The sequence below is a fragment of the Tsukamurella sp. DT100 genome (assembly GCF_049844855.1).
GTDB lineage: Bacteria > Actinomycetota > Actinomycetes > Mycobacteriales > Mycobacteriaceae > Tsukamurella.
Genome location: NZ_JBNCLV010000006.1, coordinates 1 through 25,359 on the forward strand (window position 1 = coordinate 1; position 25,359 = coordinate 25,359).

Below are 25,359 nucleotides of genomic sequence, written 5' to 3' on the forward strand. Positions count from 1 at the left end.
CGAATACGAGACCATCATCAACACAGCCGCCTCGGCGGCATAACACCGCAACTGTCACCTATCGGTGCAGCAGTCCCAACACCGCAACTGTCACCTATCGGTGCAGCAGTCCCGGATGCCAGCGCTTGCTGAGGCAAGCCGACGCTCGCTCGTAATGCGCCCGGTGCCAGGTTTCTAGGCGACCTTAGGTCGGGCTCAAAACGGGCTGCCTTGGCGCAGGCCGAATCGCTTGAGCAGCATTGCCGCGGGGCAGAAGCCGGTGAAGCTTGATTGGATGAGGTTCAGTGATACGAACCCCGACAGTAAGAGCCACCAAGGTGAGGCGGTGACGCTGAGGGCGACGCCGGTGAGGTTCAGGGTTCCGGCGAGGAGCAGGACTGCTTGGTCGATGTTGGGTTTGCGCATGCGGTGAGTTCGTTTCGTGTCGTCGATGTGGTTGGGCGCGCGTGGGTTAGAACCAGCGGCGTTTCGGGCGCGTGGTAGCGGGCTCGGAGTGGCCGGGGCACCAGTTTTCGGGTGGGACAGTCCGTCGGACGGCTTCGATGTGGCTTCCGCATCCGGCCCAGGTGGTTTTGTCGCAGGTTCGGCATCGGGTGGCGTGGCACATGGTGGCTTTCGCTCCTGGGTGGGTCAGTTGTTGTCGGGGTTGGTGAATCCGCGGAAGACGTCGTAGGCGCGGGCTCCGTGGATGGTGGCGGGGCCGCCGTGCATGAGGAAGGTCACGCCGATCGCTTCGGCGGCTTCTTGGTTCGTTGCGCCGGCGCGGGCTGCGGCTTGGCCGTGCGATGCGATGCAGCCGTCGCATCCTTCGACGACTCCGATGGCGAAGGCGATGAGTTCTTTGGTCTTGCGGTCGAGTGCGCCGTCCGCGAACGCCGCCGTACTCAGTGCGCCGAAGCCAGCGTAGACGTCGGGGATCGCTTTGCGCAGGTCCCGATGCTGCGGTTGTAGTCGCCGCAGGGTGGCTGCTCCTGATTCGGAGGAGTGATCGAGTGCTGTGGTTTCGGGCTTGTTAGTCATAGTTGCGCTCCTGTAAGAGGTAGGTGTTACTCGTGGGCGAAGCTGATGTTCGGCAGTATCCGGGCGAGCCATGCAGGGCAGGCCCATGCTGCGCGTCCTGCCAGGCGCAGTGCGACGGGGAGCAGGATCAGCCGGATGAGAAAGGTGTCGAGGAGAACAGCGACGCCGAGGATGACGCCCATCTCCTTCGGGGGCAGTGGCCCGGACAGGGCGAAGGTGAAGAAGACGGCGACCATGACGCCGCCGGCGGCGAAGATGACACGACCGGAGTGGGCAACGGCTCCGATCATCGCTTCTTTCGGGTCACCGGAGCGTTCCCAGTGCTCCTTGGCGGACGAGAGCAGGAACACGGTGTAGTCCATAGCGATCGCGAAGATCATCGCGAAGAAGAACACCGGCGCCCATGCATCGAGGAAGCCTTGGGATTCGAAGCCGAACAGGCCGGCGCCGATACCGTCCTGAAACACCAAGCGGGCCACACCGAACGCCGCCGCGGTGGACAGCAAGCTCACCACGGTGCCGATCAGGGCGATCAAAGGCGCACGTAGTGCGACCAGCAGCAGCGCGAAGCCCAACAGAAGGACCACAGCGATCACTATCGGGGTTGAGGTGTCGAGCTGTGCCTTCAGGTCGAGATTCTCCACTGCAGCGCCGCCGACCAGGGTGCCGTCGGGAAGATCGGAGCGGAGCCGGTCGACCGTCGCAGTCAGGCTCGAGTCTGAGGGGTCAACCTTCGGTACCGCGGAGATCAGTGATAGGCCGCTGTTATCTGCTGCGGCGACGGGCGGCATCGCGCCGGCGATTCCTGGATCAGCGGCCAGCGCCTGGTGCGCCTGCGGGGCGAGCGAGGACGGGGTGATGATTTGCAGGGTTCCAGGAGCGCCGGGGCCGAAGGCCTGCTTGACCTGGTCGTAGCCGACTCGCGCGTTGGCATCGGACGGTAGCACCGCGATCGACGGCATCGCGGTCTTCAGTCCCGCGAGGGGGATCGACAGCGCGATCAGGATCGCCAACGCCGCGGCGCCCCACGCGAACGGGCGCTTCCACAGTCGTTGTCCCCATCGCTCGAAGGCAGGTGAGCGGTGCTCACCGACTCGAGCCCACGGCAACGCCAGCGCGTTGATCCGCTTGTCGAGCTTGACCAGCACCAGCGGCAGCAGTGTCAGCGTCGCGGCGAGGACGAACACGACAGAGAGCATGATCCCGCCAGCCATCGACCGGAACGACGGCGACGGCACGAGCATCACCGCGGACAAGGAGATCAGCACGGTCGCCCCGGACAGCAACACGGCCTTACCGGCGGTGTCCATGGTCTGCGCGATCGCTTCCCGAGGTGACACGCCGTGTCCGAAGCGCGCTGCGCGGTACCGCACCACCAGGAACAGGGCGTAGTCGATGCCCAGCGCGAGGGAGAACATCATCGCGAAGTTCATCGCCCAGATCGATACGGGCACGATCTCGTTGATCAGCACCAGGGCCCCGGCCGAGGCAACCAGCCCGGCCAAGGTGAGCAGGAGCGGCAGGCCTGCGGCGACCAAGGTACCGAAGGCGATCACCAGGATTGCGAGAGTCACGGGCCACGACAGCATCTCCGAGGTGAGCATCGCCTCCAGGTTCGCCGCGTTGAAGTCCGACCAGAGCACCGACGAGCCGGTCGGATTCACCGACACCGCGTCCGTCGAGAGCGCACTGAGTGATCCCTTGAGGTCGGTCGCTGCCCGGACCATCTCGTTCGTATCTGCCCCGGCGCCGGCGAGGACGATCGCCGTCTTACCGTCGACGCTCAAGGTCATGCCCGGTTGTGGCGCGATGACCTGGGCGATCCGCGGATCCGCCTTCAGTTCAGAGGTCACCTGCGCGAGGATCTGAGGCCCCTGTCCTTCTGTCAACGCCGCGGTGTCGCTATGAACGACCACCTGGATTGCGTGACTGGCGTTGCCACCGAAATGTTGCTGCGCCAGCTCCCGCACCTGCACCGACTGCGAACCGTCCGCCTGCCAGCCCGCACCGGAGAGATTCTTCTCCACAAACGGCGCGAAAATCCCCAGCCCCACAACCAACAGCACCCACACCGCCGTGACAACCCGGCCATGCTCACTGACCCAGACGCCAAGGCGCCCCAGCGCGCCGGTCAACGATGACCTCGTTGCACCCGACGCCGATTTCGGCGCATCTCCGACTGTCTCTGCCATTGCCTTCACTCCTCGTATTAACCCCCTGGAGGGATCTTGGTTGCATCGAAGCTAACATCCCCCCGGGGGGTTATGCAATACTGGGTGCACAGCTCCCTCAGATATCGAAGAAAGACGAGTCCATGAACGAATTCACGATGACCAGGTCACTCCCGACGCCGTATACGCAGGCTGTAGCGCAGGTGCGGGAAGGGTTGGCGCGCGTCGGGTTCGGGATCCTCACCGAGATCGACATCGCCGCCACCCTCAAGGCGAAGCTTGATGTGGATGTGCCGCCGAAGTTGATCCTCGGCGCGTGCCGGCCGCAGCTCGCGCATCAAGCGCTTCAGGCCGATCCTCGGGTCTCCACACTGCTGCCGTGCAACGTCGTTGTCAGCGCGGACGGTGAAGGCTCCGTCGTTGAGATCATGAACCCCGACGTGATGCCAGAATTCACCGGAACCCCTGCCCTCAAGGCTGTATCTACCGAAGCCCGGGCGCTCCTCACCGCCATGCTCGATGCACTCACCGACGGCGGTGCCCAGTGAAGATCCCAGAGCAAGCCGCCAAGCCGATCCTCACCAGGCTCAAGCGCGCACACGGACACCTCGCCACCGTCATCAGAATGCTCGAAGACGGCAACGACTGCGAAGACGTCCTCACCCAGCTCGCCGCCGTCAACAAAGCCCTCGGACGCAGCGGCTACGCCCTCGTCGCCACCGGCCTACAACACTGCCTCACCACCGAAGGCCCCGATAACGTCGACCAACAAAAGCTGGAACGCCTCTTCCTCGCCCTCGCATAGATCCAACAATCCGGCAAGGTTGATCGAATGCAGCGAGCTGATTGCGAAGCAAGGGCCCAACGAGCGCTCTGCCCGCCAGCGTCAGGCTGGCGAGCAGAGCGCGCCAGTGAGATGTGCCGCTGACGCTGCGGCGTCTGGCGGAGGCTTACGTCAGAGGAACTTCTTGCGGAACGGGATCAGGTGGTCGAGTGCCTGCTGGACGGGCTCGGGCTGGTCATAGAGGTCGTAGTGGGTCCAGCCTTCGATGACGACGAGTTCCTTGTCCTTGGACGGTGCGCGGCAGGCTTGAAAGTCGACCAGTACACGGCGATCATCGACGCGGTTCTCCTTGCGGATCTCAATGCACCGCGTAAACAGCGGCACACCGTCCGCCGGATCCGACCAACGCCAGGTACACCCAATTCCATGATCAGCAGTGACGACTTCTACGACGGAGTGACCGTCCTTCCACCCTGGGTCGAAGCCTGGTTCGCGCAGCAGCGCGCGGCGCACCGCGCGACTCGAGGCGAACACCCCGCGCCTGGCGGGGACTTGGACTTGTGGGAGCTTCCCGACGACTGCGAGTAGACAACGCCGAGTCCATCTCGCCCCAAGTCCATCGTCCTAGGCACTACAGATAACTCTGTAACGAACAATGCTGCGGCAGAACATCACACCTACCGAGACAGTCTGAGACACCAACTGTTCCGGTACAGATAAGAAGGCCGCGGCCAGCTGGGCGTGGAGCGCCTCCCGGCCGAGGCCGCCGAGCGCCGCCAGCGCTTCGAGCCGGGCGGGCACCTCCCGCGGCGAGTTGGCGTGGACGGTGCCGGCACCGCCGTCGTGGCCGGTGTTCAGGGCGGTGAGCAGATCGACCACCTCGGCGCCGCGGACCTCGCCGACCACGATGCGGTCGGGCCGCATCCGCAGTGCCTGCCGCACCAGGTCCCGCACCGTCACCTCGCCGACGCCCTCGACGTTCGCGCCCCGCGCCAGCAGCGAGACCACGTGCGGGTGAACGGGATCGAGTTCGTGCGCGTCCTCCACGCACAGCACCCGCTCCGCCGGATCCACCGCGCCGAGCAGGCCGTTGAGCAGCGTCGTCTTGCCGCTACCCGTGCCGCCGACCACGAGGAAGGCGAGCCGGGCCGCCACCACCCGCCGCACGAGGTCTGCCACCTCGCCCGGCACCGCCCCACCGTCGATGAGCGTGTCGAGCGTCTGCGTCGCCGGCCGCAGCACGCGCAGCGAGATGCAGGTGCCGTCGTGCGCCAGGGGCGGCAGAACCGCGTGCAGCCGGATCCCGCTCCCGGCGCGGCCGCCCGGGCCGGCGGGCAGGTGCCCGTCGACCCAGGGCTGCGCGTCGTCCAGCCGCCGCCCCGCCGCCAGTGCGAGGCGCGCGGCGAGGCGCCGCACGGCGTCGTCGTCCTCGAAGACGACGCCCGCGGCCTCGAGCCCCCGGCCCCGGTCCACCCACACCTTCCGCGGGCCACAGACCAGCACGTCCGCGACCTCCGGATCCGCCAGTAGGGGTTCCAGCCGGCCTGCGCCGACGAGCTCCGTCTCGAGGTAGGCGAGCCCGTCCAGCAGGTCCGTATCGCCCAGCACGCCCCCGCATTCGGCGCGGAGCGCAGCCGCCATCACGTCGGGCGTGAGGACCGCGGCCGTGTGTGCGAGCCGCTCCCGCACCCGGGCCAGGAGGTCGCCGTCCGGGGACGTCACGCCGCACCTCGCCGCAGGCCGTCGAGCACGCGGCCCGCCGCCACGGCCAACGGTGTACCCCGGCGCAGCCGCAGCCCGCCGTCGTCGAGCTGCGCGGCCAGGCCGGGCTGCGGGCGCATCGACGCCAGCAGCGGTACCCCGACGGCCCGCTCGACGTCGCGCGCCGAGAGCCCGCCCGGCGCGGGACCGCGCACCACCAGTCCGACCTGCCGAGCCCGGCCCGCCACCCCGTCGGCCACCGTGCGCGCGGCCGCGCACCCCCGCACCGTGGCGGCGGCGACGACGACCACCACGTCCGCGACCTCGAGGCACGCGGAGGTCGCGGGGTCGTCCCGCCGGGGCAGGTCGACGACGGTGACGCCCACGCTGCGGCGGCCCGCGTCGATGACCGCGAGCAGGCCCTCGACCGGGATCTCGGGCGCCGACGCCCCGACACCGGCGTCGCGGGTCCCGGCGGGGACCGCCCCGCCCGCCGACAGCACCGCGACGGCACCGGCACGCCCGGGGAGCGCCGCGACCAGCGCCTCGGACGGCACGTGGCCGCCGCGCAGCGCCAGGTCGCCCCAGCGCAGGCCGGGCATGTCCGCGCAGCCGAGCAGCAGGTCGAGTCCGCCGCCCCACGGGTCGGCGTCGACGGCCAGGGCGGTGATCCCGCGACCGGGGGCCGTCACCGCGACGGCCGCCGCCAGGACCGAGGCGCCCGCACCACCGTGCCCGCCGACGACGGCGACGACGCGGGAGCGCGCACCGTCGTCCTGCTCCCGGGCGGCGAGGAAGCGTGCCAGGTCACGCACCTGCCCCGGCAGCACGAAGACCTGCGCCGCCCCCACCTCGACGGCCGCCGCCAGTTCCGGCATCCCCGCCTCGACCGCGACCAGGGCGACGCCCTCCCGGCGCGGCAGACCGCCGGCGCGCGCCGCCTCCGCCATCGCCGTCGCGGCCGCGAGGTCCAGCACCAGCCCGGCGGCCGATGCCCAGCACGCGCGGGGCCTGCCCCGGTCGATGTCCGTGACCGACCGCGCGGCCGCCGCCGCGGCCCGCCGCACGTCGTCGGCCAGTGCCCCGTCAGCCACCGCCATCCCGATCTCGATCCCCCGCATGGGCACAGCGTCACCCCGGAACCTGTCCGGTTCGCCCGATCCCGCCTCCACCTGTGGATGAACCTGTCCGATTCGAGAAAGTTGTGGAGGAATCCGGTCTCCGCTCTTGCGGGGTGCGCAGCGCCACCGCACCGGTAGGCTGATTCCCGTGAGCCCTACCGCGCCCGACGAGGCCCCGGTGCGCCGGGTCGCCGCCTTCTTCGACCTGGACAAGACGATCATCGCGAAATCGTCCGCGCTGGCCTTCTCGCGTCCCTTCTTCGACGAGGGACTGCTCAACCGTCGTGCCGTGCTCAAGTCGAGCTACGCGCAGTTCCTGATGATGCTGACGGCCGCCGACCACGACCAGATGGAGCGCATGCGCGACCACCTCACGCAGATGTGCGAGGGCTGGAACGTGGAGCAGGTCACGTCCATCGTGCGCGAGGCCCTGCACGACGTCGTGAACCCGCTCGTCTTCGCCGAGGCCTCCGAGCTGATCGCCGGCCACCACGCCCGCGGGCACGACGTGGTCATCGTCTCGGCCTCCGGCGAGGAGATGGTGAGCCCCATCGCGGAGATGCTGGGCGCCGACTACTCCGTCGCGTCGAAGATGAAGGTCGAGGACGGCAAGTACGCGGGCGAGGTCGAGTTCTACTGCTACGGCGAGAACAAGGTCGTCGCGATGGAGGCGCTCGCGGCCGAGCACGGCTACGACCTCGAGCAGTGCTTCGCCTACTCCGACTCGATCACCGACGTGCCGATGCTCGCCGCCGTCGGCCACCCCACCGCGGTCAACCCCGATCGCGGCCTGCGCAAGGAGGCGGCGGAGCGCGGCTGGCCCGTGGTCTCCTTCTCGAACCCCACACCGTTGCGCGACCGGATACCCACACCGTCGCGGAATTCGGTCCTCGCGAGCGCCGGCCTCGGCGTGGTGGCCGCGGGAGTCGGTGTCGCGACTTACCTTGTGCTGCACCGCAAGAAGCACTGATACCGATCAGTAGCAACTGATCCGAGATTTTTCCGCCCTACCCCTTGATGTGATGGCGCTCACAGGGTAGAAAGGAGTCACGGAGCGGCGCAAAGCCAAATCCTCACCGGAAGAGAAGGTCGGGGATTCCTGAGCGTCAAGGCTCCCAGCACGGACACCAGGCACCCACGCGGAGCTCGCCACCTATGGCGGAAAGCGCTGTGAGCCTGCGTCGCCGGGGAATCAGTGGTCAGCACAAGATCCGCGGATAGTGGATCTCTCCACCGGTAGACGCCGAGGCCGTAATACAGCCCACCCTCACGCACGCTTGGTAACCGGGATCCGTGCTAGCGAACGGCGATTCGGACCCGTTCTGAGGAAAGCACCTCGAGTGCCCCTTCCTCAGCTCAGGCCGGGTCGCCGTTGCGCATGTCCGGGTCCGTTCGACCGAATACCGGACCGCCGCAGCGGATTTCCCTGTCAGCGCTCCGCGAGCGCCAACGCCTCCCTACCGCCGGCCTCCAGTGCCTGACAGCACAGCACCACCCAGGCCACCACACCGTCGGGGTCGCCCATCCCGAACGCGTCCGCGGCATCGGCGTAGCTGGGCGCGAACTTCAACCACGTGGTCTCGGGAATGCCGAGCGCGTGCGGATCGAGGCCCGAGGCCACAGTCACCAGCCTCGACGCGGCGCGCGCGACCACGCCGTCGGCGACCTCGAAGGGCCGGAGCGACAGCAGTTCCCCGTGCACGATCGCGGCCACCACCGGCGCGGGAGCCTCCGTGCCGCCGGTCACGAGCTGCGCCAGCAGTCCGAGCCGCTCCCCCGCGCCGGCCCGCGGCCGGCCGAGCCGGGAGTCGTCGCCGTCGACGAGGTCCGCCGCCGCCAGCGTGTGCAGCCGGGCCAGCACCTGCAGCGGCGCGCGCCGCCACACCCCGACCGACGCGTCGAGCAGGTCACCGTCGATCGCCTGATAGGCGCGCATCGCCCCGGCGAGCACCGGATCATTGATCAGCTCGTCCCGGCTCAGCGCGACGGCCGCACCGTCGAGGGCGGCCGAGGCGCGGGCGCCTCGGAGCGACGACTCCGTCGCGGTGGCCCGCCACTCCCGGCGGTTCGCGGGATGCCGGTGCACCGTGGCGAGCGCCTCGCGGGCGGCGGCTGCCGCCTCCGCGACGGCGGGGACGGCGACGAGCGGGCTCAGCGGGTCGTTCACACGCCCCACCCTAGCCCGCTCGTCGTCAGTCCCTGCGGGTCAGCCCGCCAGCTCGATCGAACCGCCTGGGATGGCGTCGATCAGCTTGCGGGTGTAATCCGACGACGGGTTGTCGTAGACCTGATCGGTCGGCCCCGCCTCCATCACCTTGCCGCCCGCCATCACCAGCGTCTGGTGCGCGATCTGCTTGACCACCGCCAGGTCGTGCGTGATGAACAGGTAGGTCAGCCCCAGCTCCTGCTGCAGCCCCTCGAGCAGCGTCAGGATCTGCGCCTGCACCAGCACGTCGAGCGCCGAGACCGCCTCGTCGAGCACGATCACCTCGGGGTTCAGTGCCAGCGCCCGCGCGATGGCCACGCGCTGCCGCTGCCCGCCCGACAGCTCGTTCGGGTAGCGGTGCATGGTGTCCGCAGGCAGCGCAACCATCTCGAGCAGTTCCTTCGCCCGCTCCAGCCGGGACGCCTTGTCGCCGATGCCGTGCACCACCAGCGGCTCCGTGATCGCCCGGTAGATCGAGTACATCGGATCCAGGGAGCCGTAGGGATTCTGGAAGACGGGCTGCACCCGCCGCCGGAACGCCTTCGCCTCCGCGCCGCGGAGGGTGGTGACGTCCTTGCCGTCGAATTCGACGGTGCCGCTGGTCGGTTCGAGGAGGCCGAGCACCATGCGGGCCACAGTCGACTTGCCCGATCCGGACTCGCCCACCACAGCGGTGGTCGTGCCTCGGAGCATGGTGAAGCTGACGTCGTCGACCGCGCGGAACTCGCTGCTCTGGAACGGAAGCGAGCCGCGGATCGGGAAGTCCTTCACCAGGTTCGCGGCGACCACGACCTCCGCCGGACCAGTCGCGGCCGAGTCCTTCAACTCGCCCTTGACCGTCTCCAGCTCGACGCCCGACCCGCCCGCACCCGACTCCACGACGTCCGTCACCGCGGCGGCGATGGGCGGGATCTCGGCGCGGCGGGCCGAGAGCGAGGGTGCCGCCGACACGAGCCGCTTGGTGTACTCGTGCTGCGGGTCCTGCAGGATCTCCAGCGCGGGACCGGATTCCACGACGCGCCCCTTGTACATCACGACGAGGTGACTGGCACGCTCGGCGGCCAGGCCCAGGTCGTGCGTGATCAGCAGCACCGCGGTGCCGAGATCGGAGGTGAGCGTGTCCAGGTGGTCCAGGATCTGGCGCTGCACCGTGACGTCGAGCGCGGACGTCGGCTCGTCGGCGATGAGCAGCTTCGGCCGGCAGGCCAGGCCGATCGCGATGAGCGCGCGCTGCTTCATGCCGCCCGAGAACTCGTGCGGGTACTGGTTCACCCGCTTGTCCGGATCCTTCATCCCGGCCTCGGCCAGCAGCGCGATCGCCCGCTTCTTGGCGTCGCCCTCCTCGGCGTTGTTGGCCTTGAGGGTCTCCCGGACCTGGAATCCCACGCGCCACAGCGGATTCAGGTTCGTGTTCGGATCCTGCGGGACCAGTCCGATGCCGTTGCCGCGGATCTTCTGGAAGTCCTTCTCGGAGGCCTTCGACAGGTCCTGACCGTCGAAGACGATCTGCCCGCTCGCCACCTTGCCGGTGCCCTGGAGCAGACCCATCACGGCCGCTGCCGTGGTGGACTTGCCCGAGCCGGACTCGCCGACGATCGCCACCGTCTGGCCCGGATAGACCGTGAGGTTGGCGCCCCGCACCGCGGGGACCGGCTTGCCCTGGACCTCGAATTCCACGACCAGGTCGCGGATCTCGAGCAGCGGCGACGGCGACTTGCCGAGCGCCGAGGCGACCTTGTCCTTGACCTCGCTCAGGCCGTGCTTGCGTTCGTCGGACATCAGCGCTTCCTCGCCTTCGGATCGAGTGCGTCGCTCAGGACGTCACCGAGCATCATGAACGTGAGCACGGTGATCGCCAGTGCGGTCGCGGGGAAGAACAGGATCGGGCTGCCCTCACGCAGACGCGGCTGGCCCGAGGCGATGTCCATGCCCCAGGAGATCGAGCTCTCCGGCAGGCCGATGCCGAGATACGACAGCGTGGCCTCGGTGACGATGAACACGCCCAGCGCCACGGTGGCGACCACGATGACGGGCCCCAGGCAGTTCGGGATCACGTGCGTGAACAGCGTGCGGACCTTGGAGGAGCCCAGGGACTTCGAGGCGTCGATGAACTCCTCGTTGCGGATGGAGATGGCCGCCGACCGTGCGATGCGAGCGATCTGCGGCCAGCTGAAGATCGCGAGCACCAGCACCACCGAGTAGACGGTGCGCGAGGTGACCATCTGCATGACCACGACCGCCGCGAGCATGAGCGGGACGCCGAAGAAGACGTCCGACAGGCGCGCGATCAGCGAGTCGAGCCAGCCGCCGAAGAAGCCGGCGGTGGCGCCGAGCAGGCCGCCGATCACGACCACCGCGGCGGTGGTGAGCACTCCGACGATGACCGAGGCGCGAGCACCGTAGATGGTCCGGGCGTAGATATCGTGGCCCTGCATGTCGGTCCCGAACCAGTGCTCCCCGCTCACGGGGAGCATGGATCGCTCGAGGGTTGCGTAGTGCGGGTCCTTGCCGAAGGCGAAGACGCTGGGAAACAGGACGATCAGCAGGATGAGCGCGAGCAGCGCGACGCAGACCCAGAAGAGCGGTCGCACCTTGAGCTGCAACCATGCCGTCTTCCAGAAGCCCGTGGGTTCCGCGTCCTGGTCGACGGCGTCGATCGCGCCGACCACGACGTCGTCGGCCGCGGCGACGAACCGTTCCTGTCCGGGGTAGGTGTGCTTGTCATGCATAGCGGATCCTCGGGTCGAGGGCGGCGTAGAGCAGGTCGACCACCACGTTGCAGATGAGGTAGATGACGATGAGCACCGTCACGAAGGAGACCACCGTGGCGGCCTCGCCGCGGATGATGGCCTGGTAGATGGTGCCGCCCACGCCGGGGATGTTGAAGATGCCCTCCGTGACGAGCGCACCGCCCATGAGCGCGCCGATGTCGGCGCCCAGGAAGGTGACCACCGGGATGAGCGAGTTCCGCAGCACGTGCACCAGCACGACGCGCGAGCGCGGCAGCCCCTTGGCCGTCGCGGTCCGCACGTAGTCCGCGGTGAGGTTCTGCGAGACCTGCGAGCGGGTGAGCCGCACGACGTACGCGAACGACACCAAGCCGAGCACGATGCCCGGCAGCAGCAGGTGATAGAAGTCCAGGTTGCCGCCGACGGTGACCGGGAACCACTCCAGCTTGATGCCGAAGATGAACTGGGCGACGAAGCCCAGCACGAAGATCGGCACCGCGATGATGATCAGGGAGACGAACAGGATCGACGTGTCGAAGATCTTGCCCTTCTTCAGGCCGGCGATCACACCGAAGAAGATGCCCAGGATCGTCTCGACCGCGAGCGCGATGAGCGCGAGGTTCACCGTGACCGGGAAGGCCCGCTTCATCACGTCCCACACCGGCTGTCCGGAGAAGGAGGTGCCGAAGTCGAGCGAGAAGACCCCCTTGATGTAGTACCAGTACTGCACCAGGAAGGGCTGGTCGAGGTGGTACTGCGCGCGCAGGCCCTCGACGATCTCCGGCGGCAGCTTGCGGTCGCCGCCGAGCGCCGCGATCGGGTCGGCGGGCACCAGGAAGACGAGCGCGTAGATGAGCAGCGTCGCCCCGAAGAAGACGATCACGAGCTGCCCGAGGCGGCTCAGCAGATATCTCGCCATGGGCCTACTCCTTCGTCATGTTCGGGTAGTCGGGCCGGCCGTTCCAAGTGAGCTCGCCCCGGACGCCCTCGCCCACGACGGCGGCCTGGATGTAGTCCCACATGGGGATGATCGGCAGGTCGCGCAGCAGGATCTCCTGCGCCCGGTTCACCAGCTCGGTGGACTTCACCGGGTCGAGGGTGCTCTCCGCCTGGTCGATCAACGCGTCGAACTGCGGGTTGCTGTAGTCACCGTCGTTCGAGCCGCCGCCGGTCACGTAGTTCGGCACCAGGAAGTTCAACTGCGTCGGGTAGTCGCCCTGCCAACCGTTACGGCCCGCGGCCGTGAGCGTCTTCTTCGTCAGCTCGTCGCGGATCTGCTTGAACGTGGCGTACGGCTTGCCCGACGCCTCGATGCCCAGGGTGTTCTTGACCTGGTTCGTCACCGCGTCGACCCAGACCTTGTGGCCGCCGTCGGAGTTGTAGGCGATCTGGAAGGCACCGGTCCACGGCTTGATCGCGTTCGCCTGTGCCCAGCGCTGCTTCGCCAGTTCCGGGTTGTACTTCACGGTCTCGTTGCCGGGCAGGTCCGGCCGCCAGCCGGGGATCGCCTGCGCGGTGAAGTCGACCGACGGGTTGCGCATGCCGCGGAAGACCTTCTCGATGATCTGCGGCCGATTGATCGACATGGAGATCGCCTGGCGTCGCAGGCGACCCTCCTCGTCCGCCCCGAAGTGCTCGAGGAACTGCGGGATCACGAAGGACTGGGTCTGCGCGGTCGGCCGGGTGATCGCCCGGTCGCCGAAGGTCTTCCGGAAGGAGCCCAGCGCGCTGTCGGGCAGCTCGTCCTGCAGATCGAGGTTCCCCGACAGGATGTCCGTGTAGGCCGCGTCGTAGGACTCGTACATGATGAAGGTGATGCCGCCGTTCTTCGGCTTCGCCCCCTTGTACGCCTCGTTGCGCACGGTCTCGAGCTGGACGTTGTGCCGCCACTGCTTGAGCTTGTACGGGCCGTTGCCCACCGGGTTCTGGCCGAACTTCTCCTTGCCCTCGGTGAAGAAGACGTCGGGGAGCGGCGAGAACGGATAGAAGCCGAGCGCCAGCTTGAAGTCGATGTTCGGGGCCGCGAGCCGGATCGAGAAGGTGTAGTCGTCGATCACCCGCAGGCCGCGCAACTCAGTGGCCGGAGAGTCTTTGCCCTTGACCTCGTCGAAGCCGTCGATCGGCGCGTAGAAGTCCTGCTGCTTCTGCAGGTTCTTCCCCGCGGCACCGAAGTTCCACGCGCGCACGTAGTTCGAGGCCTTGACCGGCGTGCCGTCCGTGAACGTCCAGTCCCGCTTGAGCTTGACCAGGAAGTTCTGGTTGTCAGTGGTCTCCACCGTCTCGGCGTTCGCCAGTTCCGGCGTCCCGTCGGGCCGGTAGTCGTACAGCCCGTCGAAGAGCATCTCGATCACCTGACCGCCGCCCTTCTCGTTGGTGTCACTCGGGACGAGGCCGCTCTGCGGCTCGGTCGAGTTCACCCGGACGGTCGCGTCAGGCCCCTTGGTGTCGGCCGATTTCGCGCCGTCCATGCTGCACCCGGACACCGCCAGGCTCGCGGCGACGGCGACGGCGAGGATCGCCCGCGTCGTCGACCACCGCTTACTTCGTATTCTCACAACTACCTCCGCCGGAGTTGGTCAGTTCAGTGCTCAGCACTTTAAGCGCCCCTCACTACTCTGTCCCGGCAATCCACGCCGTCGGGCCCGCTCGGGGCGAGTCCGGCCCGAACATCCTCGTCTCGGGGTATAAGTGAAGGGCAACCCCGTGCAACCCCGCTTCGGCGTGCCCCAGATTCGGGAAAGCTCTGTTCGGGCCGCGGCGAGATCCCTACGATCAACCCATGACTGATTCCGCGACAGCCGCTTACCCGCCCTCCGCTGAATTCGCAGCTCAGGCCAACACGCAGGGCCGTGACCTGTACGACCGTGCCGAAGCGGACCGTCTGGGCTTCTGGGCGGAGCAGGCGAACCGGCTGCACTGGGACACCCCGTTCGGCGAGGTCCTGGACTGGAGCGGCGCCCCCTTCGCCAAGTGGTTCGTGGGCGGCAAGCTCAACGTCGCGTACAACTGCGTCGACCGCCACGTCGACGCGGGCAACGGCGATCGCGTCGCGATCCACTGGATCGGCGAGCCCGGCGACAGCCGCGACCTCACCTACAACGACCTCAAGGACGAGGTCAGCCGCGCGGCCAACTACCTGAGCTCGATCGGCCTCCAGGCCGGCGACCGGGTCGCGATCTACATGCCGATGGTGCCCGAGGCCATCGTCGCCATGCTCGCGTGCGCGCGCCTGGGCCTGACGCACTCCGTGGTCTTCGGCGGCTTCTCCGCCGCGGCCCTGCGCTCGCGCGTCGACGACGCCGAGGCGAAGGTCGTCATCACCACCGACGGCCAGTTCCGCCGCGGCAAGCCCGCGCCGCTCAAGGCTAACGTCGACGAGGCGCTCGACATGGACATCGACGGCGCGACTGCCACGTCCGTCGAGAAGGTGATCGTCGTCCAGCGCTGCAAGAACGACATCGACTGGCACGACCGCGATGTGTGGTGGCACGAGTCGGTGGGCGCGGCATCGTCGGACCACACCCCCGAGGCCTTCGACGCCGAGCACCCCCTGTTCCTGCTGTACACGTCGGGCACCACGGGCAAGCCGAAGGGCATCGTGCACAGCTCGGGCGGCTACCTCACGCAGGCGGCGTACACGCACTTCTACCTCTTCGACCTCAAGCCGGAGAAGGACGTGTACTGGTGCACGGCCGACATCGGCTGGGTCACCGGGCACACCTACATCGTCTACGGGCCGCTGGCGAACGGCGCCACGCAGATCGTCTACGAGGGCACGCCGAACTCGCCGAACGAGCACCGCCACTTCGAGGTCATCGAGAAGTACGGCGTCTCGATCTATTACATCGCGCCCACGCTGGTGCGCACGTTCATGAAGTGGGGCCGCGAGATCCCCGACGCGCACGACCTGAGCTCGATCCGCGTGCTCGGCTCGGTGGGCGAGCCGATCAACCCCGAGGCGTGGCGCTGGTACCGCGACGTCATCGGCGCCGGCACGGCCCCGATCGTCGACACCTGGTGGCAGACGGAGACCGGCGCCGCGATGGTCGCGCCGCTCCCCGGCACCACCACGCTCAAGCCCGGCTCGGCGATGGAGCCCGTTCCCGGCATCAGCGCCAACATCGTCGACGACGACGGGAACACCCTGCCCCGCGGCGAATCCGGCCTGCTCGTGCTCGACGAGCCGTGGCCGGCCATGCTGCGCGGCATCTGGGGCGATCCGGAGCGCTTCGTGGACACCTACTGGTCGCGCTACGCCGATCAGGGCTGGTACTTCGCGGGCGACGGTGCGCGGTACGACGAGGACGGCGCCCTCTGGGTGCTGGGCCGCGTCGACGACGTCATGAACATCTCGGGCCACCGCATCTCGACCGCCGAGGTCGAGTCGGCGCTCGTCGGGCACCCCGCCGTGGCCGAGGCGGCCGTCGTGGGTGCCTCCGACGCGACGACGGGCCAGGCCATCGCCGCGTTCGTCATCCTGCGCCAGGGCGTCGACGACTCGGATCCCGACAAGCTGATCGCCGAGATGACGGCCCAGGTCTCCAAGGACATCTCGCCGATCGCCAAGCCGCGCGAGATCAACATCGTGCCCGAGCTGCCGAAGACCCGCTCCGGCAAGATCATGCGCCGCCTGCTCCGCGACGTGGCCGAGGGCCGCGAGCTGGGCGACACGTCGACGCTGGTCGATCCCAGCGTGTTCGAGAACATCCGCAAGCAAAAGGGCTAGCAGCCCACCGACGAGGGCGGTAACGTCCGGTAGCTGTGTCGTCGCCAACCGCGGCCGCAGTCCCCGGGCGTGCCGCCCTCCTCGCTGTCCGCACCGCCCTCCGGCCCTACGTCCGCCTGACGGTGGCCGGATTCCGCCAGCAGTCCACGTATCTGGGCGCGGCGGCCGCCGGCGTGTTCACCAACGCCGTCTTCGGCTTCGTCAAGATGGCGATCCTGCTCGCGACGCTCGCCGGCGCGGGCGGCGTCGCCGGCGGGTACACGCCGGAGCTGATGGTCAGCTACATCTTCCTGTCGCAGGGCATGCTCACGGCGATCGGCGCCTTCGGCGGCGACGGATCCCTCGCCGAGCGGATCCGCTCGGGCGACATCGCCGTCGACTTCCTCCGCCCGCTCGATGTGCAGTTCGCCACGCTGGCGACGGTGCTCGGCGGCGCGGTCTACTCCCTGATCCCGCGGGCCCTGCCCCTCGCGGCGATCGGCGCCGCGACCTCGATGATGGCGTGGGCGAGCGAGCCCGCCGCCTACCCGCTGGCCGCCGTCAGCGTCCTGCTGTCGATCGTCCTGGCGCAAGCGCTGCTCTACTGCGTGCAGATCCTCGGCTTCTGGGTCGTGGACACGCGCGGCATCCAGATGTTCTACGTCGTCGCGGGCACGTTCCTCATGGGCATGTTCGTGCCGGTGGGCCTGTTCCCCGGCTGGCTGGCCAAGATCGCGGAGGTCACGCCCTTCGGGTGGATCCTCATGCCGCCGTGCGACATCCTCTCCGGCCGCATCGACGCCGCGACGGGCCTGGCCGCCGTGGGGATCCAGGCGGGATGGACGGTGGCCGTGCTCGCGGTCGGCGCGCTGCTCACGGCGGCGGGCCGCCGCCGGTTGGAGGTGCAGGGTGGCTGACACCGCCGCCGAGGCCCGTCCCGGCCCGCTCGCGCCGTACCGCGCGGTGCTGACCTCGCGCGTGCAGGCGCAGGTGAGCTACCGCGCCTCGCTCGCGATGGACCTGTTCGCCGCGCTGCTGCTCGGCCTCGTCGAGCTCGCGGAGGTATGGCTGCTGTTCCACAACGCGAAGGTCATCGGCGGCCTCACCTTCTCCGCCGTGCTCCTGGTCTTCGCGCTCGCCGACCTCTCCTTCTGCGCCGCCGACATCCTCTTCGGGCACCTCGACAAGCTGCCCCGATACGTGCGGGCCGGGACCATCGACGTCTTCTACCTGCGCCCGCAACCGATCCTGCTGCAGCTGATGACCAGCGACATCCGCATCCACCGGCTCACCCGGCCGGCGGTCAGCCTGTTCGCGCTCGGCTACGCGCTCACGCACAACGCGATCGCCTGGGGCCCGGGCACCGTCGGCATGCTCATCATCGCGCTGGTCTGCGGCCCGATCATCTATTCGGCGGTCTTCGTGATCGCCGCCGGGCTCCAGTTCGTGCTCGTCAACGGCGCGGAGTTCACCAGCTCCTTCGTCTACGGCGGCCGCTACGCGGCCTCGCAGCCGGCGTCGGTGTGGCCGGGCGCGATCAAGGTGACCTTCGGCTTCGTCCTGCCGCTCGCCTTCACCGGCTACCTTCCGGCCCTGTACATCCTGGGCCTGCCCGGCGACGGGATCTTCCGGCCGGAACTCGCGTGGGCGCTACCGTTGGCCACCGCGTGGGTCGTGCTCCTGGCGGGCGCGACGTGGCGCTGGGGACTGCGGCACTACCGGGGAGCGGGCGGATGACCGAGCACATCATCGAGACGACCGGCCTGACGCGCACCTTCGTCAAGCGGGGCTGGAACGGCCGTACCAGGACGGTCACGACCGCCGTCGACCACCTCGACCTGCGGATCGCGCCGGGCGAATCCGTCGGCTACATCGGCGCGAACGGCGCCGGCAAGTCGACCACGATCAAGATGCTCATGGGCATCCTGGTGCCCACGTCGGGGACGGTGCGCACCGTCGGGCTCGATCCCCTGGCCCGGCGGCGCGACGTGGCCCGGCGGGTGGGCGTCGTCTTCGGGCAGCGCTCGCAGCTGTGGTGGGACCTGCCCACCGGCAGGTCGCTGGAGATCCTGGCCGCCGTGCACCGCCTCCCCGACACAGTGGCGAAGGAACGTTCGGACCGGCTGATCGAGCAGCTGGAGCTGGGCGCCTACCTCGACCGGCCGGTGCGCCAGCTCAGCCTGGGCGAGCGGATGCGGGCGGAAGTCGCCGCGTCGCTGATGCATTCGCCGGAGCTGCTGATCCTCGACGAGCCCACCATCGGCCTCGACGTGCTCAGCAAGCAGCGGCTGCGCGAGTTCCTCATCGCCGAGCGCGCCGAGCGCGGCCTCACCCTGCTGCTCACCACGCACGACATGGGCGACGTGGAGCGGCTGTGCGAGCGGATCCTCGTCGTCGACCACGGGCGCACCGCGTTCGACGGCACGCTCGACGGCCTCGTCGGCACCGTCGGAGCGCCGCGCGTGCTGGTGCTCGACCTGGACCGGCCCACACCGGATCTCGAGGTCGACGGTGCGCGGCACCTCGCCAGTGAGGGCGGGGGCCTGCGCCAGCGGCTTGAGCTGAGCGCGCCGCTGCCCCAGGTGCTCGCGGCCGTCGCCGAGCGGGCGACGGTGCGCGACCTCACCGTCGACGAGCCCGACATCGAGGACGTGGTGCGGCGGCTCTACGAGCGCTCGCGCCCGAACACCTGAGCCCGCAGCACGTCCAGCGGATCGCCGCCGCCGCGCGCGGGCGGCGGACCGGCCTCGGGGACCCCGAGCGGCCCCGTGAGGTCCTTCTCCCACCGCGTCCAGTCGGTGACCGCCCACCGCTCGGCGATCGCCCACCGCCCGTCCCGCCGCTCGAACCGGTCGACGTACCGCAGGCCCAGGGTCAGGTAGGCCTGCAGCTCGGTGTCCGGCGCGGACCAGTGCGTTGCGGTGCAGTAGGTCTCGACCACCGCGGCGTCGCCCGCGATCTCGGACAGGTGGTTGCCGATCTGGTGGTGCGTGCCGCCGAGCGACTCCAGCTGCCCGCGCACCCAGGGCACGTACTCCTCGACGGGGCCGTCGAAGCCGGTGTGGTGATCGACGGCGCCCGGGTGGTAGCAGGCGCGCACCGCCTCCGGGTCGAGGCGATCGATGCCGCGGCAGTACCGCAGCACCACGTCCTCGATCTCGCGCCGGGCCAGGAGTTCGTCGACCGTCATAGCGCCAGTGGACCACGGGAGGTGGACCACGGGGGCGTGAACCGGTAGGCAGTATCCATGGGTTTCACCCGCGAGCAGCTGCTCGCCTACTCGGATACGACGGTGCCCGACCTCCTCGGTCCCGGCTGCCGGCTGCTGTTCTCCGGCATCAACCCCGGGCTGTGGACCGCGGCGACGGGCGCGCACTTCGCCCGGCCCGGCAATCGCTTCTATCCGGCGCTGTACGAGGCGGGCATCGTCGACCACGTCATCGACGCCGCCGACGGGATGAGCTTCGCCGACCGGAACGCGCTGGTGGACGCGGGGATCGGCATCACCAACGTCGCGCCGAGGGCGACGGCGAAGGCCAGCGAGCTCACCGCGGAGGAGCTCCGGGAAGGCGGCGAGGCGCTGGTCGAGCGGGTGCTGCAGGTGGCGCCACGCATCCTCGCGGTCCTCGGAATCACCGCCTACCGCACCGCTTTCCACGAACCGAAGGCCGTTCCCGGCCCGCAGGAGCGCACCATCGGCGAGACGCAGGTGTGGGTGCTGCCCAATCCGAGCGGGCTCAACGCCCACGAGACCGTGCCGACGCTCGCGGCGGCGTACCGTCGGGCCGCCGAGGCGGCGGGGATCACCCTCGCTGCAGCGCGTCCGCCCGGACCTGCACCAGCGTGAGGTCGAGCAACGGCGTCGCGACGCCCAGCTCGCGGGCGCGCGCCGCGAGGTCGCCGAGGATGTGCTCGGCCTCGTTCGGCAGGCCCGCCACCAGGTCCCGGTAGAGCGACGAGGTCATCGCCGACTCCGGGTCCAGCAGCGTCGCAGCGGTCCGCTCGTGGGATTCCGCGGGCACCGGGTGGCCGGCGGCGGCCGCGACCGCCTCGGTCTCCGCGATGATCGCCCGCACGTGCGGCTCCCCGTCCGCGGCGATGACCGGCCCGACGGGGCTGCGGAACAGGCAGCAGAGGATGCCGGTGGCCGCGATGAACGCCCACTTCGCCCACAGCGCCCCGGCGACGTCGTCGCTCACGGTGAGCCGGATGCCGGGCACGTCGAGCGCCCGCGCGACGTCGGGCGCACCGTCGCCGATGGTGAGGGCCGACCAGTCGGTCATCTGGACCACCGCCCCGTCGTCCAGCGTGGCGACGATCATCGCGAGCGCGCCCAGCACGCGCGGCCCGAATGCGGCCTCGAGGCGGTCCATGTGCGCCATGCCGTTGAGGATCGGCAGGACGACGGTGCCCTCCCCCACCGCGGGGCCCAGATCGGCGATCGCGGCGTCGAGCGCCGGGGCCTTGACCGTGAGGATCACCAGGTCGAAGACCTGCGGCGCGGCCGCGAGCTCATCGGCCGTGAGCGCGGCGACCTGGTGCGTGCGGGTCCCGGCCGGATCGGTGAACCGGAGCCCGTCGCGGCGCAGGGCCGCGGCCCGGGCCGGGCGGACCAGGAAGGTCACGTCCCGGCCCGCCTCGATCAGGCGGGAGCCGAAGGCCCCGCCCGTCGCGCCCGCACCCACGACGAGGATCCGCACGACCTACACCTTGTCGAGTTCCACGTCGCGCGTCTCGTGCATCACGAGGAGGGCGATGAGGGTGGCGCCGCCGGCGATCGCGAGGTAGACGCCCACCCAGCCGACGCCGTACGAGCTGACCAGCCAGGTGGCGATGAACGGGGCGATGGCGGCGCCGAGGATCGACGCGAAGTTGTAGGAGATGCCGCTGCCCGTGTAGCGGACGTTGGTGGCGAACAGCTCCGGCAGCACGGCGCTCATCGGGCCGAAGGTGAGGCCCATGAGCGTGAGGCCCGCGATGAGGACGGCGAGCATCGTGCCCTGCGTGGTGGTCGACGGGTCGAGGATCCACTTGAAGGACAGGCCGTAGACGATGATCGCGATGGTCACGCCGATGAGCAGCTTGCGGCGGCCGACGCGGTCGGCGAAGTAGCCGGAGACCGCCACGAAGGCGGCGAAGAAGAGCACCGCGATGAGCTGCATCTCGAGGAAGTCGATGTACGAGATGCCGAGCTTGATGCCCGACTTGTCGACCACCTTGCCCGTGCCGTAGGAGACGATCCACGTGGTGACCAGGTAGAACAGCGTGTAGGTGGCGACCATGACGAAGGTGCCGATGATGAGCGGCCGCCACGCGGTGCGGAGCACCTCGCCCAGCGGCGCCTTGACCTTCTTGCCGTCCTTGACGGCCTTCGCGAAGACCGGCGTCTCGGTCAGCTTGAGACGGACGTACAGGCCCACGATCACCATGACGGCCGAGGCGAGGAACGGGATGCGCCAGCCCCAGGTCATGAACGCGTGGTTCGAGGTGGAGGTCTTCGAGTCGAAGTCCATCAGCTGCATGATCACGAGGAAGGTGCCGTTGGCCAGGAAGAAGCCGAAGGGGGCGCCCAGCTGCGGCCACATCGCCGCCCAGGCGCGCTTACCGGGAGCGGCCGTCTCCGTCGCCAGCAGCGCCGCGCCCGACCACTCGCCGCCCAGGCCCAGGCCCTGCGCGAAGCGCATCAGCGCGAGCAGCGCCGGGGCCCAGTAGCCGACCTGGTCGAAGGTGGGGAGCACGCCGATGAGGAAGGTCGCGACGCCCATGGTGAGCAGCGAGCCCACCAGGGTCGCCTTGCGGCCCACCCGGTCGCCGAAGTGGCCGAACAGGATCGAGCCGAGGGGCCGGGCCGCGAAGGCGAGGCCGAAGGTCGCGAACGAGGCGAGCAGCGCCGCGGTGTCGTCCCCCTTGGGGAAGAACAGGGTGGGGAAGACCAGCACTGCTGCGGTCGCGTAGATGTAGAAGTCGAAGAACTCGATGGTGGTGCCCACCATGGAGGCGACGACGATTCGCCTGCGATTCATTGGCAGGAGATTACGCGGAGCGGCACCGGCAGGATGCGGTGACCCGGGTCACCGTGGACACCTGCGGTACGGTCGACCGATGAACGACGCACCGCCCCGGTTCCGGGCCTCACGGGCGTTGATCCGCTTCCTCCGCACCGAGACCGTCGGCGGCACAGCCCTTCTCGTCGCGGCAGCGATCGCGCTCCTGTGGGCCAACTCCTCCTGGTCGGAGAGCTACGCCCACCTCGCCGAGATCAAGATCGGCAGCGACGACTGGACGATCTTCGGGCAGTCCCTCCACCTCCGGCTGACGCTCGCCGACTGGGCCAAGGACGGGCTCCTCGCGATCTTCTTCTTCGTCGCCGGCCTGGAGCTCAAACGCGAGCTCGTCGTCGGCGAACTGTCGACGGTGCGCGGCGCCGCGCTGCCCGTGTTGTGCGCGGTCGGCGGCGTGGTGGTGCCCGCGATCATCGCGTTCGGCATCGCCCGCGACAACCCGTACATCGGCAGCGCCTGGGCCGTCCCCATCGCCACCGACATCGCCTTCGCGCTCGGCATCCTCTCGCTCATCGGCTCCCGCCTGCCGTCGGGGGCGCGGGTCTTCCTGCTCGGGCTGGCGGTGGTCGACGACCTCATCGCCATCGCGGTGATCGCCGTGCTCTTCGCGGGCGACCTCAAGGTCGGGTGGCTCGCCGTCGCCGCCGTCGGCTGCGCGCTCTACTGGTTCGGGCAGCACCGTCGGATCACCACGCCCCTCTATTACGTGCCCATCGCGATCGTCGTGTGGGTGGCGATGCTCCAGTCGGGCGTGCACGCCACGATCGCGGGCGTGGCGCTGGGCCTGCTGACCCGCGTGAAGCCGGACCGGGGCGAGCGCGAATCGCCCGCGGAACGACTCGAGCACCGGATCCAGCCGGTCTCGGCCCTGTTCTGCGTGCCGATCTTCGCCTTCTTCGCCTCCGGCGTCGCCGTGAACGGCGAGGTCTTCCGCGAGCTGTTCACCGACGAGCTCGCCCTGGGCATCATGATCGGCCTGTTCTTCGGCAAGATCATCGGCATCTCGGGCGCCAGCGTGATCGCGGTGAAGCTGCGGCTGGCGGAACGACCCGAGGGCCTCGACAACCGGGACATCCTGGCGCTCAGCGTGCTCGGCGCGATCGGCTTCACGGTCAGCCTGCTCGTCGCGGAGCTCGCGCTGCCCGAGGGCGAGGCCGATCTCGCCAAGGCGGCGGTGCTGCTCACGTCGGTCGCGGCGTCGGTGATCGGGGCGCTGTTGCTCATGCGGCGTGGGAGAGTGCACGAGGCCAGGTGACGGGCCGAGCGCGCGGCGCAGAGGTCGACACGTCGTGGTCGCGCGGACACGCCGGGGTGACCTCTGGCACGATGACTGATAACTAGAGGAGGACCAAGTGAGCTTGGACAGCACACCCACCGGCGGGACCCCGCGGACGCTTTCGGCGATCCCGCTCACCGATCCCAACGTGACCGCCTCCGGCGATCCGACGATCGGCAGCCTCGTCCGGGACGCCTCGACGCAGGTCTCCTCGCTGGTTCGCGCCGAGGTCGAGCTCGCCAAGGCCGAGACCATGCGGGACGTCAAGAAGGCGGCCACCGGCTCGGCCTTCTTCGCCGTCGCGGGCGTCGTGGCCCTGTACTCGTCGTTCTTCTTCTTCTTCTTCCTCACCTGGCTGCTCAACGTGTGGCTGCCGATGTGGGCGGCCTCGCTCATCGTCTTCATCCTCATGCTGGTCGTGGCCGGTGTCGCGGCGTTCCTCGGCTACCTCAAGGTCAAGCGCATCAAGGGCCCGCAGAAGACGATCGCCTCGCTCAAGGAGTCGCAGTCGCTGCTCTCGGCCGGCGAGCGCGATGCGGCGGGCGCACCGTCGACCGTCGCGCGACGCTGACGGCACGACCCTGAGGCACCACCGGTGACCAGTCCCGATCCGTCGAGCGTCCGGTTCCCCGGCCCGTGGGAGCACCTCGACGTGCGCGCCAACGGCATCCGGCTGCACGCCGTCGAGTACCGGCCCGAGGGCGCCGATCCCGCCCCGGACCGGCCACTCGTGGTGCTGCTGCACGGTTTCGGCGGCTTCTGGTGGAGCTGGCGGCACGTGCTACCGCAGCTGCACGAGGCCGGCTACCGGGCCGTCGCCTTCGACCTGCGCGGCTACGGCGACAGCGACAAGCCGCCGCGCGGCTACGACGGCTGGACCCTGTCCGGCGACGTCGCGGGGCTCGTCCGCGCGCTCGGCCACACGTCGGCGGCGCTCGTCGGGCACGGCGAGGGCGGCCTCGGCTGCTGGGCCACCGCCACCCTGCACCCGCGCGTGGTCTCCGCGATCGCGGTCATCTCGTCCCCGCATCCCATCGCGCTCAAGCGGTCCGCTCTCCGGAACAAGGAGCAGCGCTCGGCGATGCTCGGCCCCATCACCTTCGCGCAGCTCCCCCGCGTCGCGGAGGACCGCATGGTCCGGGACGACGGTGCCGAGATCGGCGCCGTGTACGCCGCCCGCAGCGGCGCGACGTGGCGGCGCAGCGCCGACTACGCCGAGGCCCTGCCCCGCTACCGCAGCGCCATCCAGATCCCCGGCACCGCGCACAGCGCCCTCGAGTACGCCCGCTGGGCCTGGCGCAGTCAGTTCCGGCCCGACGGGGCACGGTTCCTCAGCAGCATGAACCAGCGGCTGCACATCCCCGTGCTCGCCTTCCGCGGCGAGGTCGACCCGTACGTGCTGCCGCAGCCCGTCTACTCCAGCCACGACTGGGCGACCGACTACCGCGTCCGCGCCGTCGAGAACGCCGGGCACTACGCGCACGAGGAGGCGCCCGGCACCGTCGGGCCGCAGCTCGTGGACTTCCTCGCGGGCCTGCCCGGGCCCCGCCTGCTCCCCTGACCTCCCGCGCCCGACGGTGCCGC

General features: G+C 69.4%; 25 protein-coding genes. 11 read left to right on the forward strand and 14 right to left on the reverse strand.

All coding sequences use genetic code 11. From position 1 onward, the window contains the following. Nucleotides 1-195: 195 nt before the first annotated feature. From ACLQ3K_RS15240 to ACLQ3K_RS15250, 3 genes are all read right to left on the reverse strand, one after another. A complete protein-coding gene (locus tag ACLQ3K_RS15240) occupies nt 196-405 on the reverse strand; it encodes a YgaP family membrane protein (protein WP_168547854.1) in 210 nt (69 codons plus the stop codon). A 225-nt stretch (nt 406-630) separates the two neighbouring features. Then, entirely contained in the window at nt 631-1,020 is a 390-nt protein-coding gene (locus ACLQ3K_RS15245) for a carboxymuconolactone decarboxylase family protein (RefSeq protein ID WP_246208423.1), read from the reverse strand. 26 nt (nt 1,021-1,046) lie between these two features. Then, nucleotides 1,047-3,212 (reverse strand): MMPL family transporter, encoded by a 2,166-nt coding sequence (locus ACLQ3K_RS15250; RefSeq protein ID WP_168547855.1) that lies wholly within the window; start codon nt 3,210-3,212, stop codon nt 1,047-1,049. A gap of 122 nt (nt 3,213-3,334) precedes the next feature. Between ACLQ3K_RS15250 and ACLQ3K_RS15255 the strand changes: the two genes are divergently transcribed. Further along, the gene (locus ACLQ3K_RS15255; protein WP_426000468.1) at nt 3,335-3,739 is read left to right on the forward strand and encodes a DUF302 domain-containing protein; all 405 of its coding nucleotides are present in this window, start codon (nt 3,335-3,337) and stop codon (nt 3,737-3,739) included. After that, nucleotides 3,736-3,996, forward strand: coding sequence for a metal-sensitive transcriptional regulator (locus ACLQ3K_RS15260; protein WP_426000470.1), 261 nt, complete (start codon nt 3,736-3,738; stop codon nt 3,994-3,996). Before ACLQ3K_RS15255 ends, ACLQ3K_RS15260 begins: the two co-directional genes overlap by 4 nt. Nucleotides 3,997-4,146: 150 nt before the next feature. Here the strand turns inward: ACLQ3K_RS15260 and ACLQ3K_RS15265 are convergent, their stop codons facing one another. The 3 genes from ACLQ3K_RS15265 to ssd form a co-directional block, all read right to left on the reverse strand. Then, nucleotides 4,147-4,488 (reverse strand): hypothetical protein, encoded by a 342-nt coding sequence (locus ACLQ3K_RS15265; RefSeq protein ID WP_426000472.1) that lies wholly within the window; start codon nt 4,486-4,488, stop codon nt 4,147-4,149. A 111-nt stretch (nt 4,489-4,599) separates the two neighbouring features. Next, nucleotides 4,600-5,697: a TadA family conjugal transfer-associated ATPase gene (locus ACLQ3K_RS15270; protein WP_426000474.1), complete on the reverse strand. Its 1,098-nt coding sequence runs from the start codon at nt 5,695-5,697 to the stop codon at nt 4,600-4,602. Beyond that, a complete protein-coding gene (gene ssd / locus ACLQ3K_RS15275; RefSeq protein WP_426000476.1) occupies nt 5,694-6,797 on the reverse strand; it encodes a septum site-determining protein Ssd in 1,104 nt (367 codons plus the stop codon). Before ssd ends, ACLQ3K_RS15270 begins: the two co-directional genes overlap by 4 nt. Before the next feature lie 139 nt (nt 6,798-6,936). Between ssd and ACLQ3K_RS15280 the strand changes: the two genes are divergently transcribed. Then, entirely contained in the window at nt 6,937-7,767 is an 831-nt protein-coding gene (locus ACLQ3K_RS15280; protein WP_426000879.1) for an HAD family hydrolase, read from the forward strand. 459 nt (nt 7,768-8,226) lie between these two features. On the opposite strand, the gene ACLQ3K_RS15285 is transcribed toward ACLQ3K_RS15280, so the two are convergent. Genes ACLQ3K_RS15285 through ACLQ3K_RS15305 form a run of 5 tightly spaced genes read right to left on the reverse strand, consistent with a single transcriptional unit; the run spans nt 8,227 to nt 14,281 of the window. Further along, complete coding sequence (locus tag ACLQ3K_RS15285; protein WP_426000478.1) at nt 8,227-8,964, reverse strand: oxidoreductase; 738 nt, start codon at nt 8,962-8,964, stop codon at nt 8,227-8,229. Between the two features lie 39 nt (nt 8,965-9,003). After that, complete coding sequence (locus ACLQ3K_RS15290) at nt 9,004-10,782, reverse strand: dipeptide ABC transporter ATP-binding protein (RefSeq protein ID WP_426000480.1); 1,779 nt, start codon at nt 10,780-10,782, stop codon at nt 9,004-9,006. Beyond that, nucleotides 10,782-11,732, reverse strand: a complete 951-nt coding sequence (locus ACLQ3K_RS15295; RefSeq protein ID WP_426000482.1) for an ABC transporter permease — start codon at nt 11,730-11,732, stop codon at nt 10,782-10,784. Before ACLQ3K_RS15295 ends, ACLQ3K_RS15290 begins: the two co-directional genes overlap by 1 nt. Next, a complete protein-coding gene (locus tag ACLQ3K_RS15300; RefSeq protein WP_426000484.1) occupies nt 11,725-12,651 on the reverse strand; it encodes an ABC transporter permease in 927 nt (308 codons plus the stop codon). The genes ACLQ3K_RS15295 and ACLQ3K_RS15300 overlap by 8 nt, the downstream gene beginning before the upstream one ends. A gap of 4 nt (nt 12,652-12,655) precedes the next feature. Then, nucleotides 12,656-14,281, reverse strand: coding sequence for a peptide ABC transporter substrate-binding protein (locus ACLQ3K_RS15305; protein ID WP_426000880.1), 1,626 nt, complete (start codon nt 14,279-14,281; stop codon nt 12,656-12,658). 230 nt (nt 14,282-14,511) lie between these two features. On the opposite strand from ACLQ3K_RS15305, the gene acs reads away from it, so the two are divergent. Genes acs through ACLQ3K_RS15325 form a run of 4 tightly spaced genes read left to right on the forward strand, consistent with a single transcriptional unit; the run spans nt 14,512 to nt 19,130 of the window. Then, the gene (gene acs, locus ACLQ3K_RS15310; RefSeq protein ID WP_426000486.1) at nt 14,512-16,458 is read left to right on the forward strand and encodes an acetate--CoA ligase; all 1,947 of its coding nucleotides are present in this window, start codon (nt 14,512-14,514) and stop codon (nt 16,456-16,458) included. 35 nt (nt 16,459-16,493) lie between these two features. Next, entirely contained in the window at nt 16,494-17,354 is an 861-nt protein-coding gene (locus ACLQ3K_RS15315; protein WP_426000488.1) for an ABC transporter permease, read from the forward strand. Then, nucleotides 17,347-18,174, forward strand: a complete 828-nt coding sequence (locus ACLQ3K_RS15320) for an ABC transporter permease (RefSeq protein WP_224650668.1) — start codon at nt 17,347-17,349, stop codon at nt 18,172-18,174. Before ACLQ3K_RS15315 ends, ACLQ3K_RS15320 begins: the two co-directional genes overlap by 8 nt. Beyond that, nucleotides 18,171-19,130: an ABC transporter ATP-binding protein gene (locus tag ACLQ3K_RS15325; RefSeq protein ID WP_224650666.1), complete on the forward strand. Its 960-nt coding sequence runs from the start codon at nt 18,171-18,173 to the stop codon at nt 19,128-19,130. The genes ACLQ3K_RS15320 and ACLQ3K_RS15325 overlap by 4 nt, the downstream gene beginning before the upstream one ends. Here the strand turns inward: ACLQ3K_RS15325 and ACLQ3K_RS15330 are convergent. Continuing rightward, on the reverse strand, nt 19,103-19,627 hold the full coding sequence (locus ACLQ3K_RS15330; RefSeq protein ID WP_426000491.1) for a nuclear transport factor 2 family protein: 525 nt from the start codon (nt 19,625-19,627) through the stop codon (nt 19,103-19,105). The two genes, ACLQ3K_RS15325 and ACLQ3K_RS15330, sit on opposite strands and share 28 nt — an antisense overlap. A gap of 57 nt (nt 19,628-19,684) precedes the next feature. On the opposite strand from ACLQ3K_RS15330, the gene mug reads away from it, so the two are divergent. Further along, on the forward strand, nt 19,685-20,284 hold the full coding sequence (mug, locus tag ACLQ3K_RS15335; RefSeq protein ID WP_426000493.1) for a G/U mismatch-specific DNA glycosylase: 600 nt from the start codon (nt 19,685-19,687) through the stop codon (nt 20,282-20,284). On the opposite strand, the gene ACLQ3K_RS15340 is transcribed toward mug, so the two are convergent. Then, a complete protein-coding gene (locus ACLQ3K_RS15340; RefSeq protein WP_426000495.1) occupies nt 20,241-21,137 on the reverse strand; it encodes a 2-dehydropantoate 2-reductase in 897 nt (298 codons plus the stop codon). The two genes, mug and ACLQ3K_RS15340, sit on opposite strands and share 44 nt — an antisense overlap. A 3-nt stretch (nt 21,138-21,140) precedes the next feature. Next, a complete protein-coding gene (locus ACLQ3K_RS15345) occupies nt 21,141-22,460 on the reverse strand; it encodes an MFS transporter (protein ID WP_426000497.1) in 1,320 nt (439 codons plus the stop codon). Nucleotides 22,461-22,539: 79 nt separating this feature from the next. Here ACLQ3K_RS15345 and nhaA point away from each other — a divergent pair, with 79 nt between their 5' ends. From nhaA to ACLQ3K_RS15360, 3 genes are all read left to right on the forward strand, one after another. Further along, the gene (nhaA, locus tag ACLQ3K_RS15350; RefSeq protein WP_426000499.1) at nt 22,540-23,754 is read left to right on the forward strand and encodes a Na+/H+ antiporter NhaA; all 1,215 of its coding nucleotides are present in this window, start codon (nt 22,540-22,542) and stop codon (nt 23,752-23,754) included. A 97-nt stretch (nt 23,755-23,851) separates the two neighbouring features. Then, nucleotides 23,852-24,346 carry a phage holin family protein gene (locus ACLQ3K_RS15355; protein ID WP_224650652.1) on the forward strand — a complete coding sequence of 165 codons (495 nt, stop codon included), beginning with the start codon at nt 23,852-23,854 and terminating at the stop codon, nt 24,344-24,346. Between the two features lie 24 nt (nt 24,347-24,370). After that, nucleotides 24,371-25,336 carry an alpha/beta hydrolase gene (locus tag ACLQ3K_RS15360; RefSeq protein ID WP_336670845.1) on the forward strand — a complete coding sequence of 322 codons (966 nt, stop codon included), beginning with the start codon at nt 24,371-24,373 and terminating at the stop codon, nt 25,334-25,336. The last annotated feature ends 23 nt before the right edge of the window (nt 25,337-25,359 follow it).

What these genes read in the sequence shown, in the direction of transcription:
- ACLQ3K_RS15345 (WP_426000497.1), bottom strand. Translation starts at nt 22,460, where the DNA reads ATGAATCGCAGGCGAATCGTCGTCGCCTCCATGGTGGGCACCACCATC.
- ACLQ3K_RS15325 (WP_224650666.1), top strand. Translation starts at nt 18,171, where the DNA reads ATGACCGAGCACATCATCGAGACGACCGGCCTGACGCGCACCTTCGTC.
- ACLQ3K_RS15250 (WP_168547855.1), bottom strand. Translation starts at nt 3,212, where the DNA reads ATGGCAGAGACAGTCGGAGATGCGCCGAAATCGGCGTCGGGTGCAACG.
- ACLQ3K_RS15330 (WP_426000491.1), bottom strand. Translation starts at nt 19,627, where the DNA reads ATGACGGTCGACGAACTCCTGGCCCGGCGCGAGATCGAGGACGTGGTG.
- ACLQ3K_RS15295 (WP_426000482.1), bottom strand. Translation starts at nt 11,732, where the DNA reads ATGCATGACAAGCACACCTACCCCGGACAGGAACGGTTCGTCGCCGCG.
- ACLQ3K_RS15255 (WP_426000468.1), top strand. Translation starts at nt 3,335, where the DNA reads ATGAACGAATTCACGATGACCAGGTCACTCCCGACGCCGTATACGCAG.
- ACLQ3K_RS15290 (WP_426000480.1), bottom strand. Translation starts at nt 10,782, where the DNA reads ATGTCCGACGAACGCAAGCACGGCCTGAGCGAGGTCAAGGACAAGGTC.
- ACLQ3K_RS15245 (WP_246208423.1), bottom strand. Translation starts at nt 1,020, where the DNA reads ATGACTAACAAGCCCGAAACCACAGCACTCGATCACTCCTCCGAATCA.
- ssd (WP_426000476.1), bottom strand. Translation starts at nt 6,797, where the DNA reads ATGCGGGGGATCGAGATCGGGATGGCGGTGGCTGACGGGGCACTGGCC.
- ACLQ3K_RS15240 (WP_168547854.1), bottom strand. Translation starts at nt 405, where the DNA reads ATGCGCAAACCCAACATCGACCAAGCAGTCCTGCTCCTCGCCGGAACC.
- nhaA (WP_426000499.1), top strand. Translation starts at nt 22,540, where the DNA reads ATGAACGACGCACCGCCCCGGTTCCGGGCCTCACGGGCGTTGATCCGC.
- ACLQ3K_RS15300 (WP_426000484.1), bottom strand. Translation starts at nt 12,651, where the DNA reads ATGGCGAGATATCTGCTGAGCCGCCTCGGGCAGCTCGTGATCGTCTTC.
- mug (WP_426000493.1), top strand. Translation starts at nt 19,685, where the DNA reads ATGGGTTTCACCCGCGAGCAGCTGCTCGCCTACTCGGATACGACGGTG.
- acs (WP_426000486.1), top strand. Translation starts at nt 14,512, where the DNA reads ATGACTGATTCCGCGACAGCCGCTTACCCGCCCTCCGCTGAATTCGCA.